This window comes from Streptomyces sp. NPDC104106, assembly GCF_055584345.1.
This window is the reverse complement of record NZ_JBVJMF010000040.1, coordinates 1-16,752: the sequence shown is the minus strand read 5'-3', so window position 1 is coordinate 16,752 and position 16,752 is coordinate 1. Positions and strand designations below refer to the sequence as shown.

15 protein-coding genes and 2 pseudogenes are annotated in these 16,752 nt (G+C 68.3%); 7 read left to right on the top strand and 10 right to left on the bottom strand.

The window, feature by feature from the left end:
* Window positions 1-137: 137 nt before the first annotated feature.
* Window positions 138-946, top strand: a protein-coding gene (locus ACZ60X_RS43580; RefSeq protein WP_469611350.1) for an IS5 family transposase whose coding sequence is annotated in 2 segments (ribosomal slippage) — window positions 138-485 and window positions 488-946 — 807 coding nt in all. Because the reading frame shifts where the segments join, the coding sequence is not laid out codon by codon here.
* 552 nt (window positions 947-1,498) lie between these two features.
* Here ACZ60X_RS43580 and ACZ60X_RS43575 read toward each other — a convergent pair.
* The 5 genes from ACZ60X_RS43575 to ACZ60X_RS43555 form a co-directional block, all read right to left on the bottom strand.
* Window positions 1,499-1,774 (bottom strand): hypothetical protein, encoded by a 276-nt coding sequence (locus tag ACZ60X_RS43575; protein WP_469611348.1) that lies wholly within the window; start codon window positions 1,772-1,774, stop codon window positions 1,499-1,501.
* A gap of 69 nt (window positions 1,775-1,843) precedes the next feature.
* Entirely contained in the window at window positions 1,844-2,167 is a 324-nt protein-coding gene (locus tag ACZ60X_RS43570; RefSeq protein ID WP_469611346.1) for a hypothetical protein, read from the bottom strand.
* 74 nt (window positions 2,168-2,241) lie between these two features.
* Window positions 2,242-4,017, bottom strand: coding sequence for an ABC transporter ATP-binding protein (locus ACZ60X_RS43565; RefSeq protein ID WP_469611344.1), 1,776 nt, complete (start codon window positions 4,015-4,017; stop codon window positions 2,242-2,244).
* A gap of 21 nt (window positions 4,018-4,038) precedes the next feature.
* Window positions 4,039-5,277 carry a cupin domain-containing protein gene (locus tag ACZ60X_RS43560; protein WP_469611342.1) on the bottom strand — a complete coding sequence of 413 codons (1,239 nt, stop codon included), beginning with the start codon at window positions 5,275-5,277 and terminating at the stop codon, window positions 4,039-4,041.
* A gap of 46 nt (window positions 5,278-5,323) precedes the next feature.
* Window positions 5,324-5,470 carry a hypothetical protein gene (locus tag ACZ60X_RS43555; RefSeq protein WP_469611340.1) on the bottom strand — a complete coding sequence of 49 codons (147 nt, stop codon included), beginning with the start codon at window positions 5,468-5,470 and terminating at the stop codon, window positions 5,324-5,326.
* A 395-nt stretch (window positions 5,471-5,865) separates the two neighbouring features.
* Here ACZ60X_RS43555 and ACZ60X_RS43550 point away from each other — a divergent pair.
* Window positions 5,866-6,162: pseudogene (locus ACZ60X_RS43550) on the top strand (hypothetical protein); the annotation flags it as partial.
* On the opposite strand, the gene ACZ60X_RS43545 reads toward ACZ60X_RS43550, so the two are convergent.
* Together ACZ60X_RS43545 and ACZ60X_RS43540 are read right to left on the bottom strand one after the other, a co-directional pair.
* On the bottom strand, window positions 6,157-6,366 hold the full coding sequence (locus tag ACZ60X_RS43545) for a transposase (protein ID WP_469611338.1): 210 nt from the start codon (window positions 6,364-6,366) through the stop codon (window positions 6,157-6,159). The pseudogene ACZ60X_RS43550 and the gene ACZ60X_RS43545 overlap by 6 nt on opposite strands.
* 331 nt (window positions 6,367-6,697) lie before the next feature.
* On the bottom strand, window positions 6,698-10,480 hold the full coding sequence (locus tag ACZ60X_RS43540) for an nSTAND1 domain-containing NTPase (protein ID WP_469611334.1): 3,783 nt from the start codon (window positions 10,478-10,480) through the stop codon (window positions 6,698-6,700).
* A gap of 505 nt (window positions 10,481-10,985) precedes the next feature.
* On the opposite strand from ACZ60X_RS43540, the gene ACZ60X_RS43535 reads away from it, so the two are divergent.
* The 4 genes from ACZ60X_RS43535 (at window position 10,986) to ACZ60X_RS43520 (ending at window position 13,703) form a co-directional block, all read left to right on the top strand.
* The gene (locus tag ACZ60X_RS43535; protein ID WP_469611327.1) at window positions 10,986-12,035 is read left to right on the top strand and encodes a GH25 family lysozyme; all 1,050 of its coding nucleotides are present in this window, start codon (window positions 10,986-10,988) and stop codon (window positions 12,033-12,035) included.
* Window positions 12,036-12,096: 61 nt separating this feature from the next.
* Window positions 12,097-12,558 (top strand): hypothetical protein, encoded by a 462-nt coding sequence (locus ACZ60X_RS43530; RefSeq protein ID WP_469611325.1) that lies wholly within the window; start codon window positions 12,097-12,099, stop codon window positions 12,556-12,558.
* 13 nt (window positions 12,559-12,571) lie between these two features.
* Window positions 12,572-13,006: a hypothetical protein gene (locus tag ACZ60X_RS43525; RefSeq protein WP_469611323.1), complete on the top strand. Its 435-nt coding sequence runs from the start codon at window positions 12,572-12,574 to the stop codon at window positions 13,004-13,006.
* A gap of 292 nt (window positions 13,007-13,298) precedes the next feature.
* Entirely contained in the window at window positions 13,299-13,703 is a 405-nt protein-coding gene (locus ACZ60X_RS43520; protein WP_469611321.1) for a DUF2690 domain-containing protein, read from the top strand.
* A gap of 241 nt (window positions 13,704-13,944) precedes the next feature.
* On the opposite strand, the gene ACZ60X_RS43515 is transcribed toward ACZ60X_RS43520, so the two are convergent.
* Both ACZ60X_RS43515 and ACZ60X_RS43510 read right to left on the bottom strand, forming a co-directional pair.
* A complete protein-coding gene (locus ACZ60X_RS43515) occupies window positions 13,945-14,241 on the bottom strand; it encodes a hypothetical protein (protein ID WP_469611319.1) in 297 nt (98 codons plus the stop codon).
* Window positions 14,242-14,330: 89 nt separating this feature from the next.
* A complete protein-coding gene (locus ACZ60X_RS43510; RefSeq protein ID WP_469611317.1) occupies window positions 14,331-15,254 on the bottom strand; it encodes a hypothetical protein in 924 nt (307 codons plus the stop codon).
* Between the two features lie 378 nt (window positions 15,255-15,632).
* Here ACZ60X_RS43510 and ACZ60X_RS43505 point away from each other — a divergent pair.
* Window positions 15,633-16,315 (top strand): annotated as a pseudogene (locus tag ACZ60X_RS43505) (IS5 family transposase); the annotation flags it as partial.
* Here ACZ60X_RS43505 and ACZ60X_RS43500 read toward each other — a convergent pair.
* A complete protein-coding gene (locus ACZ60X_RS43500; RefSeq protein ID WP_469611315.1) occupies window positions 16,307-16,510 on the bottom strand; it encodes a group II intron maturase-specific domain-containing protein in 204 nt (67 codons plus the stop codon). The pseudogene ACZ60X_RS43505 and the gene ACZ60X_RS43500 sit on opposite strands and share 9 nt — an antisense overlap.
* Window positions 16,511-16,752 lie beyond the last annotated feature (242 nt).

The following is a 16,752-nucleotide window of genomic DNA, read 5'->3' as shown; positions in this document are numbered from 1 at the left end:
TTCGCGATCTCCCATAACCCGTCCGGAACAATCCAACTCCACGTACCCCGCCCCATGTCGAGTTCAACGACGCCTCACCACATAGGACACGGTCTTAGAGGTCGTTTCCTTTGGCGTGATCATTCGTTGAGCCGTGCATGACGGATCTGATTGAGCGGTTGGTGCCGGATGAGTTATGGACGCTGTTCCGGCGGGTGGTTCCGCCGACGGAGGTGATACGTCCGCAGGGCGGTGGCCGACGGCGGTCGGGGGACCGCGAATGCCTGGCGGCGATCATCTTCGTGGCCACCTCGGGGTGCACCTGGCGGCAGTTGCCCCCGGTGTTCGGCCCTGCCTGGCCGACGGTCTACCGGCGTTTCGCCCGGTGGAGCCAGGACCGGGTCTGGGCTCGGCTGCACCGCGTTCTCCTGGACGAGCTCGGGGCCAGAGGGGAGCTGGACTGGTCGCGGTGCGCCATCGACTCCGTCAGCCTCAGGGCCGCAAAAGGGGGCCACTGACCGGACCGAATCCGACCGACCGCGGCAAGAACGGATCGAAGATCCACCTGATCACGGACCGGAACGGTCTACCTCTGTCGCTGGGCATCTCCGGCGCCAACATGCATGACAGCCTCGGCCTGAAGCCGCTGGTCCGGGGAATCCCGCCGATCCGCTCCCGGCGTGGCCCACGTCGCCGGCGACCGGCCAAGCTCCACGCCGACAAGGGCTACGACTACGACCACCTGCGCCGATGGCTCCGCAAGCGAGGCATCCGCCACCGCATCGCCCGCAAAGGCATCGAGTCCTCGCAGCGGCTGGGCCGTCACCGCTGGGTCGTCGAGAGGACCGTGTCCTGGCTGGCCGGCTGCCGACGCCTGCACCGCCGCCACGAGCGAAAGTCAGAACACTTCCTCGCCTTCGTCGGTATAGCAGCAGCCCTCATCTGTCACCGCCGGCTCACCAAATGAAACGGCGTCTTAGAGCGAAGAGGCATGCAGCCCGACCAAACAACGGGCTGCATCGCCTGCGATTTTCGGCTCGCATGGGACTCGTCGGCTGCGAGGCACCCACGATTCCACGTCCACTTGCGGCACCGGCCCTTGTTCCTGGTGCAGTTCCCTCGAACCGTTGGACACGTGAAGTGGAAGATCTTGCCCGGCCGCGTCCCGAGCAGGCTGCAAAGCCGCAGGTCGATCGAGAACTAAAAAGGAAGATCGGCCGGAGAACCTACACGACGGCGGCTGGCTCCCCCCGACCAAACCAGAGGAAGACAGCCGCCGCAGCATGTCAGGACTACCCCGAGCCCGCAGAAATGTCACACCTCGCCGCAGACCGCGGGCTGCACTACCCTGGATCTCCGCAAGCCCCGGTGGACTGCTGACGCTGGTCATGTCGCCGGGGCTGAGACATATCTGAGCCAGTCGAGTGACCTGGCCACACGAGGGTGACCTTCGTCACCTGATACGGTGACCGCCGCGATGGAATGCGGGGCGACGTCGCCGCGTGACGGCCTGCTCTCTTTAATCGCCGGACGGGCGGAGCGGGATGACATTGCCGAGGACAGGTTGGTCCTGGCTGACGGGTTGCCGGAGGATGAGGACGGCTGCCGCGAGGGCCATCTGCTCGGCTCGATGCCGGGACTCGGCCTCGGCAGCCCTGGAATCCTTGAGAGCTTCCTTCAGGCGGACGACCTCTTTGCGAAGCCGCCTTTCGAGTTCCGGGGTCTGGTGCGTTTCGGTACGGACCCGCGCGTAGAACTCTTCCTTGAGATCGGCGTGGCGCTTCTGCAGAGCCATGCGGTGAACGCCCGCCTCCGCAGCGAGCGCGGACAGTCGGCGTGTGTTGCCGCTCCTATGCCGAAGCTATCAGAGGAAGGAGCGGCGGGGTGTCGTCTTCCACGTCCCGGCCGAGATGCACATTCTTATCGGCATGACCCGACTTGAAAAGGGGGCCGTGCCCCGCAGACAGACGGCACCCTTCCCTTGCTGCCCACGTCCCAGTTGCCCGTTTGGGGCAGCAAGATGACAGTCCATGTCGTCCCACGGCCCGAGGGTGCGGTGATGGTCCTGAAATCCCGCGTCGTTGGAGTCGTTGTCGTCGTAGCGGCCTCGGCTCGGGTCGTGTGCGGGGCTGAGCATCCCTTCCGGCCGCACGACGGTGATGTCATTGTCGGAGAGCGACTTCGCCATGAGGTTCTTCCTATCTGCATAGCTTCGTGAGCGAGGCCATGTGCTGTCGGATGCTTTGGTCGGCGATCTGTCGATCAGGATTCCGCGGGCACTGTGAGGTTGCGGCTACGCGCCAGCAGAGCTGCGTAGTGGCCTGCGCGGGAGAGCAGTTCCCGGTGGGTGCCGCGTTCGGTGATGCGGCCGTGGACGAGTACCACGATCTGGTCGGCGTTGCGAATGGTGGACAGTCGGTGCGCGATGGTGAGAGTGGTACGGCCTGTGGCGAGGGTGTCCAGAGCCTGTTGCACGGCCGCTTCCGTGCGGGTGTCCAGAGCGCTGGTCGCTTCGTCGAGTACGAGCACCGGTGGGTTGCGCAGTATGGTGCGGGCGATGGCGAGACGTTGCTTCTCCCCGCCGGAGAAGCGGTAGCCGCGTTCTCCGACGATGGTTTCGTAGCCGTCGGGCAGGCTGGCGATGAGGTCGTGGATCTGTGCCGCTCGGGCGGCGGCCACCAGTTCGTCCTGGGTGGCGCCGGGTTTGGCGAAGCGCAGGTTGTCGCTGATTGTGGTGTGGAACAGGTGGGTGTCCTGCGAGACGACGCCGACGACGTCGGCCAAAGTGGCGTAGGACAGGTCACGCACGTCCGTGCCGTCGATGGTGATACGTCCGCGGGTGGCATCGTAGAGGCGGGGCACGAGGTAGCCGAGGGTGGTTTTCCCGGCCCCGGTCGGGCCGACGACGGCGACATGGGTGCCTGGGGGGATGTCTAGGATGATGTCGCGCAGTATCGGTCGTTCTTCATAGGAGAAGCTGACGCCCTCGAACCGGAGGTGGCCGCGCGGCTTGCGAAGCGGCACGGGGCGGACGGGTTCGGGAACGTCGACGGGAAGATCCAGGTATTCGAAGACCCTTTGGAACAGGGCCAGGGAGCTCTGGACGGTGACGCCGACCTGGAGGAGTTGGACGGTCGGCCCGAACAAACCCTGTTGGAGGGTAGTGAAGGCGACGAGAGTACCCAGGGAGATGGCGAGCCGACCGTGATTGGCCGTGAAGCCGGCCGTCGCGTAGACCAGAACGGGCATCGCCGACATGACCAGTTGGATGGCTGACTGACGCCAGCGGCCGGCCATGCTGGAGCGTACGGTGAGCCGGGTGAGGGTCTGCGACTGGTGCGCGAACTCCCGGGTCAGGGTCTCGGTGCGGTTCATGATCCTGGCGAGCAGGAAGCCGTTCACGGAGAGAGACTCCTCCACCAGGGTCGACAGCAACGCCAGCTGCTTCTGCCGTTCGAGGGTGATCTCTCGCCGCTCGTTGCCGACCCTGCGGCTGATCCACGCGAACATCGGAAGGATAAACAGGGACGCGAGCGTCAGCCGCCAGTCGAGAGCAACCATCGCGATGAGGCTGCCGGCAAGGCTTGCAATGCTGCCCACGATGGTGGTGGCGACGGTGGTCACCGTCGCCGCCATCCCTCCGATGTCGTTGGCGATCCTCGACTGCATCTCGCCGGTGCGGGTGCGGGTGAAAAAGGCCAGGGACATGCGATGCAGGTGGGTGTAGACCGCATTGCGCAGGTCGTTCATGACGGCTTGGCCGACCGACAGCGACAGATAGGACTGGACGACACCGATGACCGTGGTCGTGGCGGCCAGCCCCACCATGCCGCCGGTCAGCGCGGCCAGCAGCCTGGTTCTGCCCTGCGGCAGGGCCACGTCCATGATCTGCCGCAGGAGGAACGGTGAGACCAGTGACATCACCGCGGACATCACGATCAGGCCGAACACCACAACCAGCTTGGCACTGTACGGTCGGAAGAGCCTGAAGATCCGACGCAACGGGACGTGCTGTTCCTGCTGCGACTCCTCGATCACCGCAATCCCCTCGTCATTCACTCACCCATCGGCAAGCGTGAGGAATCCCTCGCGCACCAGTGTGCGCAGCAAGGTCAGCCGTCCCGGATCGTCCAGATCTCCGGGGATGTCCTTCGCTGTCACACCCTCGTTCCCGCTTCCGGCGACAAAGCGCAGCTCGTCCGCGACCGCGGCGGGCAGCCTGACCACCTTGTTGTGGAACGCCAGGTCGGCCCACTCCTCGGTGACGGTGAGGCGCCAGCGCAGCCGGTATCGCTTGCGCAGCAGCGTGGTAAGGGCGAGGGTTTCGAGTTGGTCAAGGTCGGTGAGGTGGCCGGCGAGGACCGGTCCGGCGATCGACACCGCTCGCGTCACCGAGTCTTCGACGATGTCCGTCGGAGACAAGGCGGTCGGCAACACGTTCAATAGTTCAGCGACCGTGAGGGCGGCCTCCTTCTGCAGAGGCGTCTGTTGGGCGAATCCCATCGGAAGGGACCTGCGAAAGCGCACGTCCTGGCTGAACAGGCGACGCAGGGCGTCTTCGATCACCTCGCCGTAGAGCAGGGGGTGCACACCGATGGTGACGTGGATGGAAGCGGTGTCGTTCGAAGTCGCCGAGTGAACTGCCCCTCGAGGCAAATAGAGCAGGTCTCCGGGGCTTAGGTCGAACTCCTGCTCGGCGGCGGGCTCCGGTTGCGATTTGTCGTACAGTTCGTGCTGCAGGGGCAGTTCGTGAGGCTGTGTGGACAGCCGCCACCGCTTGGTGCCGTGGATCTGTGCCACGAACACGTCGTGGGTGTCGTAGTGGGACACGAACCCGCGGGCTCCGGGTGGAGTGACGTAGACATTGGCCTGGATGCGGGCGCTGAGCTCGGCTCCCAGCGTGTCGGCCAGTCTTTGCAGGCCGGTATGGGACTGTTCGAGAGCGTTGAGGACAACGGTGGAGCCGCTCCGGTAGGAGGCGTAGAGCTCCTCCAGCGCGTTGGCGCCTCCGTTCGGGCCGCGGGAGGCCGCGACCGAGGTGAGTGGTGTCTCCTTGCCCTCCATGACGACCCGGAGGCTGCTCAACCGCCCCCCGGACAAGGACAGCGCCGCATCCACGTCCTGCAAGGTCAACAGATCGGTGAAGTACTGCGAGTCGTCTCGCTGGACGAGGAGGGGCCGGCGTTCCCAGTAGTCCTGGCGGAACACCTCGAGATTGATCGGATGGATGAGTCGCGAGAGATCAGAGAAAGGCTGCGCGGACAGCGCAGCCCCTCCCTGATCCGCAAGAAGGGTCATCGACGATTCTCCTCACGGATGCGGATCACGGTTCGTGCAGTCGGGATCAGTCGTCCTGGTCGTACCACCCAGGCACGTCCAACCAGTTGTTGTCGTCCTTCTGGTGCGCGCTGCCGTCCAGGTTGCTGAGCGGACTTGCCGTCCCCGAGGGGCGGACGACGATGATGTCTGCCGGGTCGAGCGACTTGGCCATTGCTGAACACCTCCTCTCGTGAGATCTCTACGGGTCGAACTTTTCTCGTGATCCCGCTCATGCCGAGCGGGACGTCCCTTCAGCGACGCGGGTCTTGATGGATCCGGGTGCCCGGCGTCGTTCCTCGACCGAGACGCTGTCCGGCGCCGGCCATGCACCAGGTTTCTGGGTCAGCTTGTTGTTGCGCACCTCCCAATCGCCGCTCGCAACAAAAGCCCAAGTCGCGCGCTGCGCCACGTAGTCGGCTGGAACGTGAGCTTCCCCTCTTACTGTGGAGATCGCGACCAGGGGATAGCTGGGGGCATGGCATCCGGGAAGCGCAGCTACGGCGGCCCCACCGCCGACACGGAGGTCACCGCGGTTCCGCGGGATCCGAACCTGTCCTCGGCGCCCGGGATGCGGCGAAGCCGAAGTCGCAGTAACGGGTGTGGCGTGAGGGGCCGGCCTGGTTGGTGCTGTCGGTGGACTACCAGCGCACCCTCAAGGCGCTCGCGGACCGTGTCCGGCTAGGTCAAGGACCGCTGTCCTGCCAGGAGATGGCCGCGGGGTTCGATATGGACGTGGTGCCGCCGCGGGTGGAAGCACTGCTGTCGAAGGCGAAGCGGCTGGTGGCACGCGGCTGGCTGGCAGAGCCGGCGTCCGGCCGGTTCACACCTGCCCACGGCGTGAGCGGGCCGGGCGGCGGGTCATGAGCAGGACCATCGCCTCGGCGCTGGTGGTGTGTTCGAAGTCGCGGAGGAGGACGGCGATCCCTTGCGGTGTGCCCGCGACACCCAGCTATGCAGCGTTCCCGGATGCACGCCCAGGTCCCCAGCCACCTCCGGAATCGGCTTCCCAGTCCCCATCACGATCCGTACCGACCCCTCCTGGAATTCAGCGCCGTCCGGAGACAGCACGGCATCGACCCGCCTGCGGGCGATAGCCCATTCCTGCCATTACAGCTCGGCCGCGGCCAACTTGGCCTGAATGCTGTCGGCCTCCTCGCGCAGCCTGTCAACTCGACGTCGAGCGGCGAGCTCGTGCTGTTCCAGTAGCCCGACGACCGACGGCATTCGCGACCTCCCGGGGCGGCGACGACCCGACGGGCCACCACTCCCACGGATCACCACTCCTATCCCCGACCAGCGGAAACGCGTCGATCACGCCCGGAAAGACAACAGCTTGTAACCGGCCGTCGCCCCAGCGCGGGAGCCCGGCGCGGGGGCGACGGCGGTGGGTGAGAACCCATCAGGCGCGGCATGGCTGTGCGTACGAGATTTCCCTTATGTAGTTCCGCCATTGCGCCGGGGTAAGTTGACCGGCGGTGCTGGCGCAGATCCGGCGTTTTGCCTGGCCAAGTCCGAGGGGCGTGAGCTCGATCGCTCCGTCGGGTCCCGCTGTGGCCAGGAGCTGTCCGTCCGGGCGGTACGCGGCCGTCTCTATCGCTTGGGTGTGCCCTGCGGTGAGTGCCTTGCCCCAGGGGGCGGGTCGAGTGAGGTCGGTCAGATCCCACAGCAGGACGCTTTGGTCCTCGCCGGCGGAGGCCAGGGTGTGGCCGTCCCCGCCGAAGCCCACCCAGGTCACCCGGCCGGTGTGACCGATCAGCGAGCTGCCGATGGGCGAGGCGTGCGCTGGGGTGCTGACGTTCCACAGGCGTACGTCGTGGCCGACACCGGCGGTGGCCAGCAGCCGTCCGTCGGGGCTGAAGGCGCCCCACAGGGTGCCGCCTGTGTCGCCGGTGCGGAGGGCCTGCAGGGGCCTGGGACGGGCTGGGTCGCGGATGTCCCACAGGCGTACTTTGTCGTCCTCGCTGGTGCTGGCGAGGGTGTGGCCGTCTGGGCTGACGCCCGCCCAGTGGACAAAGCTGATGTGGCCGCTTAGGGGGCTGCCCAGGGCGGCGGGGCGTGCGGGGTCGGTGACGTTCCACAGTCGGAGGCTGTGCTTGGGGCCGCCTGTGACAAGTACATGCCCGTCAGGGGTGAAGGCCAGCACGCCATCGGCCTGGTCGGCGCTGCCGGTGCGGATCAGGCCGGCCCGCCGGGGACGGTCCGGAGTGGAGACGTCCCACAGCCAGACGGTCCCGTCGCTGTCGGCGCTCGCCAGCAACCGGCCCCGCGGCTGGAACACCATCCGGATGGCGAGGTCCTGCTCCGGCAGCTCGGTCAGCTGCCTGCCCCGCGCTGGATCGCGGACGTCCCACAGCCGTACCCTCCCGGCGCTCGCGCTGGCCAATATACGGCCGTCCCCGCGGTAGGCGATGCCGGTGACGCTGCCGAGATGGCCTGCTAGGACGGCGCGCGGCAGATGCCACAGTCGTACGGTGTGGTCGTCGCTCACGCTGGCCAGAGACCGCCCATCGGGGCTGAACGCCAGCCAGTTGACGAATCCGGTGTGCCCGATCAGAGGCTGCCCGAGCAGAGCTGGATGCTGCGGGTCGGAGACGTCCCACAGCCGGATGGTGTGGTCCGCGCCGCCAGTGGCGAGTGTCCGGCCGTCCGGTGAGAACGCCACCGCGAGCAGGGTACCGGTGTGACCGGTCAGCGGGTCACCCAGTGTCTTGGCGTGCGCGGGGTCCGACACGTCCCAGAGCCGTACCTTCTGATCGTTGCCCACGCTGGCCATGAGCTTGCTGTCCCGGCGGAAAGCGACCGCGTAGACGACATCGGGGTTACTCAGCGGCTTCGACCACTGCTGCGGGCGGGCCGGGTCGGTGACGTTCCACAGTCGGATCATGTGATCGTGGCCGGGGGCCGCCACCGTACGGCCGTCCGGGCTGAAAGCGGCCGAGGCGACAGCGTCCTGCGCCCCGGTGAGCGGGCGGCCCAGTGCCTTGGCGTGCGCCGGGTCGGAAACGTCCCACAGCCGCACAGTGCGGTCGTAGCTGGCGGTGGCCAGGGTGCGCCCGTCGCGGCTGAACGACACAGAAAAGACCATGTCGCGGTGCCCGGTCAGCGGCCTGCCCAGGGCCCTCGGGTGCGCTGGGTCGCGGACGTCCCACAGCCGGGCGGTACGGTCCCGGCCTGCGCTGGCCAGGGTGTGACCGTCCGGGGAGAACTGCAGCCAGTACACCCAGTCGGTGTGCCCGGCCAGCGGCCTGCCGAGCGGGACGGGGTGGGCGGGGTCGGCCAGGCTCCACAACCGGATGGTGTCGTCCCCGGCCCCGGTGGCGAGGGTGCGCCCGTCCGGTGAGAAGGCCACCGCGTACACCGCCTGGGTGTGGCCGTACAGTACGGAGGACAGCGCGATGTTCTGTGTGTCCAGCAGGCCCGCGGCGGCTTCCCGGTCCGACCGCAGCCGGTGCGCCGCCACATACATCCGCGCCGCCAGCGACGGATCGGTCGCATTCAACTGGCCCGCCTCGGCCACCACCTGCTCGGCCACCGCGCGGTCACGGCCGGCGCGGGCCAGCGAGCGCTGCTGGAAGGCGATGACAGCGACCGCCGACGCGAGCAGAAGAAGGGCGGACACCGCGGCCAGCAGCGCCCGGATACGCCGGGCGGTGCGAGCCGCCAGCCGCCGCTCCTGTTCGCGGGCGGCGATGCTGGCGTCGAGGAACGCGGCCTCGGACGGCGTGAGATCCCCGCGATACCCCGTGAGGCACTCCTCGGCCGTGGCCAGGCGGGTGCCGCGGTACAGGGCTCCAGGATCCCGGTCGAGCGTGTCCCAGGCGCGGGCGGCCTCGGTGAGCTGGCGGTGGACCCGAAGCCGTTCGCGGGCACCGTCGATCCAGGACTGCAGTCGCGGCCAGGCGGTGATCAACGCTTCGTGCGCCAGGTGCACCATGTCGCCGTCGAGTGTGACCAGCCGCGCCCGGGCCAGTTGCTCCAGTACCGAGGCCGTGTCGGTGGGCCGGCCGGTGGCGCCGAGCGCCTGCAGTTCGGCGTGCTCGGCGGGACGGCTGGTGTCCTGGGCCCCTTCGCCGGGTGTGATCAGGCGCAGCAGGATACGCCGGGCGACCTCGGCACGTTCCGGCGAGAGGCGGGTGTACAGCTCTTCGGCGGTGCGGGTGAGGGCGCCGTGTACACCGCCTGCGGCCTCGTAGGCGGCCAGGGTGAGGGTGCGGCCTCTGCGGCGGCGCCAGGTCTCCAGCAACGCGTGGGACATGAGCGGCAGTCCGCCGGGCTCCTCGGCTACGTCCTCCACGATCCTCGCCGTCAACGTGCGCTCCACGATCAGCCCCGCGGCCGCGGCGGGTTTGACGATCGCGTCGCGCAGTTCGGCCGACCCCATGGGGCCGAGCAGGAAGGTGGCGTCGGTGAGGGCGGCGGCGAGCAGGCGATGCTCGGCGCAGCGGCTGAAGAAGTCCGCTCGCACCGCGATCACCACCCGCAGTCTGCTCTCCGGTTCCACCGCGCTCACCAGCAGGTCAAGAAATGCCGCACGCTCCGCTGTGTCCGAGCACAGGGTGAAGAGCTCCTCGAACTGGTCGACCACGACCACCGTATCGCCGGCACTCTCACTCGCCGTCAACGCTCGCGCGTGGGTGGACGACGGGCGCGGCCCCGGGGTAAGGATCCGTATTGCCGCCAGCCGGCACTCCGATGACTGCTGGTCTTGGAGGGACGGGAGGAGCCCCGCGCGCAGCAGGGAGGACTTGCCGCTGCCGGACGCGCCCACCACCGCGACCATGCGGCAGACCCGCACCCGCTCGGTAAGTCCGGCCACGAGCTGGTCACGCCCGAAGAACAGATGCCGATCACTGGGTTCGAAGCGGGCCAGCCCTCGATACGGGGCATCCGTGTCATCGGCATCCTCCGGCTCGGCGGCCACCTCCCGAGCCACCGCCCGCCAGCGCGGCTCCCATTCCTCGGGGTCCGCACCGCACGCCCGCACATAGGCCAGGGCCACCTCCAGCGAGGGCAGTTGGCCACCTGCGGCCGCCCTGGACAAGGTGGCCACCGAATAGCCCGTCTGCTGGGCCATGGCCCGGTAGGTCGGCCCTCCGGCCTCCTGGCGGAGCTTCCGTAAGTCGAACGCGAAGCGCTGGACCGGCCCGGCCGCCGGATCCAGCGGTCCCTCACGACGCCCCATCCTGTCCCCCATGGTCAACGCGAACAGTGAGAGACAACAGTCGCACCGGCTTCGCCACCGCCGCATCCCTGAACAGCGTCATTCAGCCGACCGGCCCTTACGGGCGGCCTGACGCGGCGTTTTGTTGCACGGGGCGATGCAGGGTGCGCAACAACGGGTCGGCCCAGAAGCATGTCCCGGGACGCCAGCCGGCAGGCCGACGACGGCTGACGCCCTCTACGGCTGGGGCCGTGGGCCCCCGTCCACCGCTCACAAGGGCAGAGGCAAGGCCCGCGGTCCGCCGGAGGCAGTGCACGGACGAGTGAAAGGAATCCCCCGGATGACGCTTCTCCGTCGAACTCCCCGATACGCCCAGGGCGCATCGCCCCGTATCAGACGCGGTACGCAGGCTGGGTTACGCGGCGCGCTGACCGCGGCAACCGTCACGGCGGCACTGCTTGTCGCACCGGTCACGGCATCAGCGACGACCCAGGAGACGCAGTCGCGGCAGGCCGCGGATACTGCCGTGCGAGGACTCGACGTCAGCGCCTACCAGGAGACCGTCGACTGGTCCGCGGTCGCCGCCGACGGAGCCTCCTTCGCCTACGTCAAGGCGACCGAGGGAACCTCCTACATCAGCTCCCGCTTCTCCCAGCAGTATGACGGCGCGGCGGAAGTCGGCCTGATCCGCGGCGCCTATCACTTCGCCAGGCCGGACAAGTCCTCCGGTAGCGCCCAGGCCGACTACTTCGTCGACCACGGAGGCACCTGGCGGCCGGACGGCAAGACGCTTCCCGGCGTCCTGGACATCGAAGCCACACCGGACCTGCCCGCCTGCTACGGCGTCAGCCCGGCAGCGATGGTCGGCTGGATCGCCTCATTCGACACCGAATACCGGCGCCGCACCGGCCGCAACCCGGTGATCAACACCAACACCTCGTGGTGGTCGCAGTGCACCGGAAACTCCTCTGCCTTCGCCGCCACCAACCTGATCTGGATCGGCAGCTGGACCGGAACCCCGCACCCACTGCCCAACGGCTGGTCCACGTACGCCTTCTGGCAGACCTCCGACTCCGGCACCTTTCCCGGTGACCAGGACGTCTTCAACGGCACCAGGCAGGACCTGCGCAACCTCGCCGCCAACGGAACCTACACGCCCCCACCGTCGCCACCGGCAAGCGCATGGCCGGTCGTCCAGCAGGGCTACAGCGGCCGACAGGTGACCACCATCCAGTACCTCCTCAAAGCCCATGGCGCGGCACTGTCTGTAGACGGCTCCTTCGGAGCGGCCACGCATGACGCCGTAGTCGCCTTCCAAACCCGCAACCAGCTCACCCCCGACGGCATCGTCGGCGCCAACACATGGCAAGCCCTCATCACCACCGTCAAGAAAGGCGACCACGGCCCGGCCGTCAGCGCGGTGCAAGCCGAACTGAAAGCCCATGGCGCGGCGGTGCCGATCAACGGCTCCTTCGGAGCGGCCACGCATGACGCCGTAGTCGCCTTCCAAACCCGCAACCACCTGACCCCCGACGGCATCGTCGGCCCCAACACATGGCTGGCGCTGGTCAACTAAACCCCGCCGCGCCCCAAAAATCCCTGCCGGCCCGCGGACCGCAGCCAAAGGAGAGGTCGCCGTGAACCAACATCTGCGGCATGCGCCGTCTCGGCCTCGTCGCCGGGGCCCTCGGTGCCGCTCCAGTGGCAACTGCACCACCCGCTTCGACTCCACCTGCACGTCGTTCGAGCAGATCAACCAAGCCACCATCGACGGTCTCGTGACCCTCAAGAGGGCCAGTGGCTGCCCAATCAACCTCACGGGCGGCGCCGAGGTGGGGCATGCCTCGGGCATGTACAGCCACTACAACGGCTACAAGGCCGACATCACCCCGAAAACGAGCGTAAGCAACTACATCACCAGCAGCTTCACCCACATCTCCAACCGGGGTGGCGGGGCGGTGCGCTACCGCTCCTCGGCGGGCAACGTCTACGCCCGCGAAAGCAACCACTGGGGGCCGGAACAGGGCGGGCTCGTGCTGCACTGCGTGCTCCTTGAGGCGGCAGTGGAAACGGCACCTCCCCAGTCACATCAGCGATGAAGGGAACGAAACAGTGAATGTACTCAAGCGGATCGCTCTGACGACAGCGGGCGCGGCCCTCGCCGGCGGCCTCACCCTGACGAGCGTTGGCTCCGCCGAGGCGGACGGCATCCAGCAGCAGTACACCGCGTCACAGACGAGCGACGTCGCCCATGCTGTCAGTGGTGCCTCTGCGACCGCATCGGGGTGGTACTCCTGCGACGAGCGCACCGGCGCCTGGCACGACCGCAACACCGCTGGCGGTTTCTGCGACGGCAAAGGCCCGAACTGGTCTTACCAGACTCACGCACAATGCATGGACGGGACCCTGACAAGCGGGGCACGGCGGTGGGCCGGCGACACCCGCTGGTCGTACGCCTACTGCGCTGGGCACAGCGGCCTCAGCCAGGCGTGGGTAAACATGTACTACAACGGCAACTACACGGCCACGAGTATGCGCATCCTCTGAACCGTCCAGATGAGTGGTGGGGCCGAACGGGGGTTCGTGTCCGGCCCCACCACTGACGATCGCCGGGGCCGCGTGGACGACCAGGACCATCCGGCCGGTGCGCTCTGGTGAGCCCTTCTACCTAGCAGGCGGGTGGCGGTGAACGCCCCGGGGCTCCGGCCGCTAGCTGTCCCGGCGGGCAACGTCTACGCCCGCGAAAGCAATCACTGGGACATCACCTACTGCGGCGGCAGCTCCGCCTGCACCTCGGCCGCCAGCTCATGATCTCCGACCCGAACCGGAAAGGCATCCCATGAAGCACCTCGCAGCCGTCCTCCTGGGCACCGGAGCGCTGCTGGCCGGCGGCCTGGCCGGCGCGCCCTCCGCCTCCGCCACCACCAGTTGCTACGGCTCCTCCTGCAACGGCTTGAACCCCGCCAGTACGACCTGCGCCAACGACGCCCGCACGGTGGCCGAGGGCAGCGGCCCGATCACGGCCATGGAGCTGCGCTACAGCCCCTCGTGCCGCGCCGCCTGGGGCCGCTTCGTGATCAGCGCCCCGTCCGGCTCCAAGATCCAGATCAAGAACGACCAGGGCAGGCAGTACACCACGTACGGCAGCGGCCGCTTCTTCAGTGTCATGGTCAACGACAAGGACGTGCAGGCGTGGGCGTGCGGTACGTGGAGCGGGAACGTCGACTGCACCCACAGCTACTGATGCTCGCCCCGGCCCCGCGTTCGTCCACCCCGGGCCGTTGACCGTGCCACCGCCGCCAGCCCCAGCTCCCGACGAACACGCCCTGGCGGTCGCGGAGAACCCGGGGAGGCGGCTGTGCACGCTGTGCGGTGCGCTCAGGAGCTGACGCCGATGCTGAGCGGGTTCGACCACATCACCGACTCCTGACCTGCCGCGGTGGGGTCTTTGGTCGGAGCGCCCGGTGCCGTGGTCGGGCCTGTGGTCAGGGTGTGTCACCGGAGTAGTAGAAGCGGCAGCTCACACCCGAGCCGGGCGTGCGGGGTTCGCCGGGGCGTGGATCGTACAAGGCGCGGCCGCCGGGCCACCGTCCGAGTTCGGTGGACAGGGCGACACCGTCGTCGACTTCTTCGGTCCGCCACCCGTGGATGTCCAGCAGCAGGCCGCCCAGCGGCCCGCCGACCAGTTCGGCGTAGGTCCGGTGTGGGAGCGGGCCGGGGTTGGGGTCGTCGTGTTCCGCGCCGTAGACCCGGCCGTTCAGCAGCTGCTCATCGCCGTTCATCTGATCAGCGTTGCAGCCGCCACCGACAACGCGGGCTTGCCCAGGGCTGCCTTCTTTCCCGCGTGGTCGGTGGCCGCGGCTTGCCAGGGTCAGGTGCGGAATCGGGAGAGCCAGCCGCCGGCCTTCTGCGCGGCGGCCTGTTCCTCTGCCTCCTGGCACAGGCGCTCCTGCTCCTGGCGCTCGCGTTCATCGGCTTCGGCCTGCGCTTGTGCTGCGACGGCCCGGTCCTGGCAGTCCTCGCACAGGTGCAGGTGCGACTGGCGCGTGCTCCAGTCCCGGGTGTTACCGATCGTCTCCCACCTGGCGTCGGTGAACTTCTGCCCGCAGTCCGCGCACACCGGCCGCCGCGCCTCCCGCTCCGCACGGCGCCGCTGTTCTTCCCTGGCGGCCTGGCGGCAGCGGGCGAGGTAGGCGTCCCGGCGGGCATTGCCGATCGCGTCCAGCAGCGGCTGGCGGTGGTCGCGGCCGAAGCGCCAGAAGGCGGGCCCGGCCGGGCCGTGTTCGCGCAGCTCCTCCAGCGCGGTCGCCACGATCGGGATGCAGCGGTCGTAGGAGTGGTAGCCGCCTTCGGAATGCCACCGTCCCTGCCCGTGGTGGCGGGTGAGGTCGGCGACCCTGGCCATCTGCCTCTTGGCGGAGCGCTGGCCGGCCTGGTGGAAGACGAGCAGGACCGGCTGGTGCACCCGCTCGTACTCATCACAGGCGGGTGCGGACCAGCGGGTGCGCCACATCGGCTTCTCGATGCCGTCGGTGTCCTTCTCCTGCCGCTGGAAGAACCGGGCGTACTTGTCGAACTTCCTCGCGATGAGGACGGCTTCCTCGGCGCAGTTGTCGACGTCGATGAACGGCAGCGGCACCCCGGCCTCCGGGGCGGTCAGGACGACGTCGGCGCGGGCGCTGCCGATCGCGGGGTTCTTCCAGGTGCCCTTCACCGGGAGCGCGACCTCGGTGGCGTAGGAGGCGAGAGTGCGGATCCCGTCGGGCGCGTCGACGGCGGCCTTGGCGGCGGCCACCGCTCGGCCGGCTCCCCCACGACCAGGTCCAGGTTCGGCTTCGGGCGGATCAACGCGATGACCGTCTCGTTCACCGTCATTGGGTGCGAGGCGCCGGAGCGATCGCGCTCTTGGGCATGCTGCCCATCTCCTCTACCTCGCGGTCTAGGTCGATCGCGGCGGCGGCCAGACCGTCCTTCGTGAGCAGCCGGGTCTCCTCCCCTCCCCGCGTACGGCCGCCGCTACGGCCAGGCCGTGGCGCCGCAGGTCGTTCACCGCGGCGCGGTGGGGGGCGGTCCGGGCTTCCTTCTGCTTCGCTGGTGTCGGCTTACTCAGCGGAACCCTTCATGAGTACCGACGTACCGCTTGACCAGGCCAGATGATTTATCGGCACCCACAGTCATGTACGTGCTGCGCACCGGTGTCGCCTGGCGCGATGTTCCCGCGGAGACGGTGGGCTGCTCCGGAGTGACGGCCTGGCGCCGGCTGCGGGACTGGACCGAGGCCGGTGTATGGCCCCGCCTGCACGCCGCCCTGCTCAGCGAGTTGCGCCGCGCCGAGCTCTTGGACCTGGACGACAGCGCCGTGGACGGTTCGCACGTCCGGGCCTTGAAAGGGGCGATCACGTCGGTGCCTCGCCCGTCGACCGAGCCCGCCCCGGCTCCAAGCACCATCTGATCGTCGATCGTCACGGGACACCGCTCGCCGTCACACTCACCGGCGGCAACCGGCACGATGTCACCCAGCTCCTGCCCCTGCTGGACGCGGTCCCGTCGATACGAGGTGTGCGGGGGCGCCCCCGTCGCAGGCCCCGGCGGCTGTACGCCGACCGGGGCTACGACTTCGACAAGTACCGTCGCCTGCTGTGGAAACGCGGCATCAAGCCCGTGATCGCCCGACGCGGTGTCGCCCATGGCTCCGGACTGGGCAAGGTCCGCTGGGTGGTCGAGCGCGCCTTCGCCTGGCTCCACCAGTTCAAGCGACTCCGCATCCGCTACGAAAGACGCGCCGACATCCACCAGGGCCTGCTCGAACTGGCTTGCAACCTCATATGCCTCCGCCGCCTACGAACCTCATTCTGAAACGATCAGTAAGATGGCCGGCCGTTCGTGGACGTAGCCGTCGACCGCGTTGAACTTCCGCCCGGAGTTCCCGTTGCGGAAGTACGCAGCCCAGCCCCGCAGTACAGGGTTGAGATCGGCGACCACAGCCGACACCGGCGGTTCGGTCTTCGAGCGGGCAGTCGCTGCGCGGACCTTGTCCCGCAGCACCTGCATTGCTCTCGCCGAAGGCCAACGACGCAGATAGAGCCTGCCTCGCCATTTCCACGATTCGACTTTCCGGTGGTGGAAGCGAGGAAATCGAAGCCCTGCCCGCCTCGGGTGAGGCAGATGATCCCGGACTTCTCCGGGTGCAATCGCATCCCGAGCCGTTTCACCAGTCCCTGGCGCTCTCGTTTGCCCCACGAGGTCAGCGCATGCACTCGCCGGTCGCAATGCCCCGACGAGGCCGCGCAGCC

Excerpts from the sequence above, each read along its gene's own strand:
- ACZ60X_RS43575 (WP_469611348.1), bottom strand. The coding sequence starts at position 1,774 with ATGGCTCTGCAGAAGCGCCACGCCGATCTCAAGGAAGAGTTCTACGCG.
- ACZ60X_RS43570 (WP_469611346.1), bottom strand. The coding sequence starts at position 2,167 with ATGGCGAAGTCGCTCTCCGACAATGACATCACCGTCGTGCGGCCGGAA.
- ACZ60X_RS43560 (WP_469611342.1), bottom strand. The coding sequence starts at position 5,277 with ATGACCCTTCTTGCGGATCAGGGAGGGGCTGCGCTGTCCGCGCAGCCT.
- ACZ60X_RS43555 (WP_469611340.1), bottom strand. The coding sequence starts at position 5,470 with ATGGCCAAGTCGCTCGACCCGGCAGACATCATCGTCGTCCGCCCCTCG.
- ACZ60X_RS43540 (WP_469611334.1), bottom strand. The coding sequence starts at position 10,480 with ATGGGGCGTCGTGAGGGACCGCTGGATCCGGCGGCCGGGCCGGTCCAG.
- ACZ60X_RS43520 (WP_469611321.1), top strand. The coding sequence starts at position 13,299 with ATGAAGCACCTCGCAGCCGTCCTCCTGGGCACCGGAGCGCTGCTGGCC.
- ACZ60X_RS43515 (WP_469611319.1), bottom strand. The coding sequence starts at position 14,241 with ATGAACGGCGATGAGCAGCTGCTGAACGGCCGGGTCTACGGCGCGGAA.
- ACZ60X_RS43500 (WP_469611315.1), bottom strand. The coding sequence starts at position 16,510 with ATGCAGGTGCTGCGGGACAAGGTCCGCGCAGCGACTGCCCGCTCGAAG.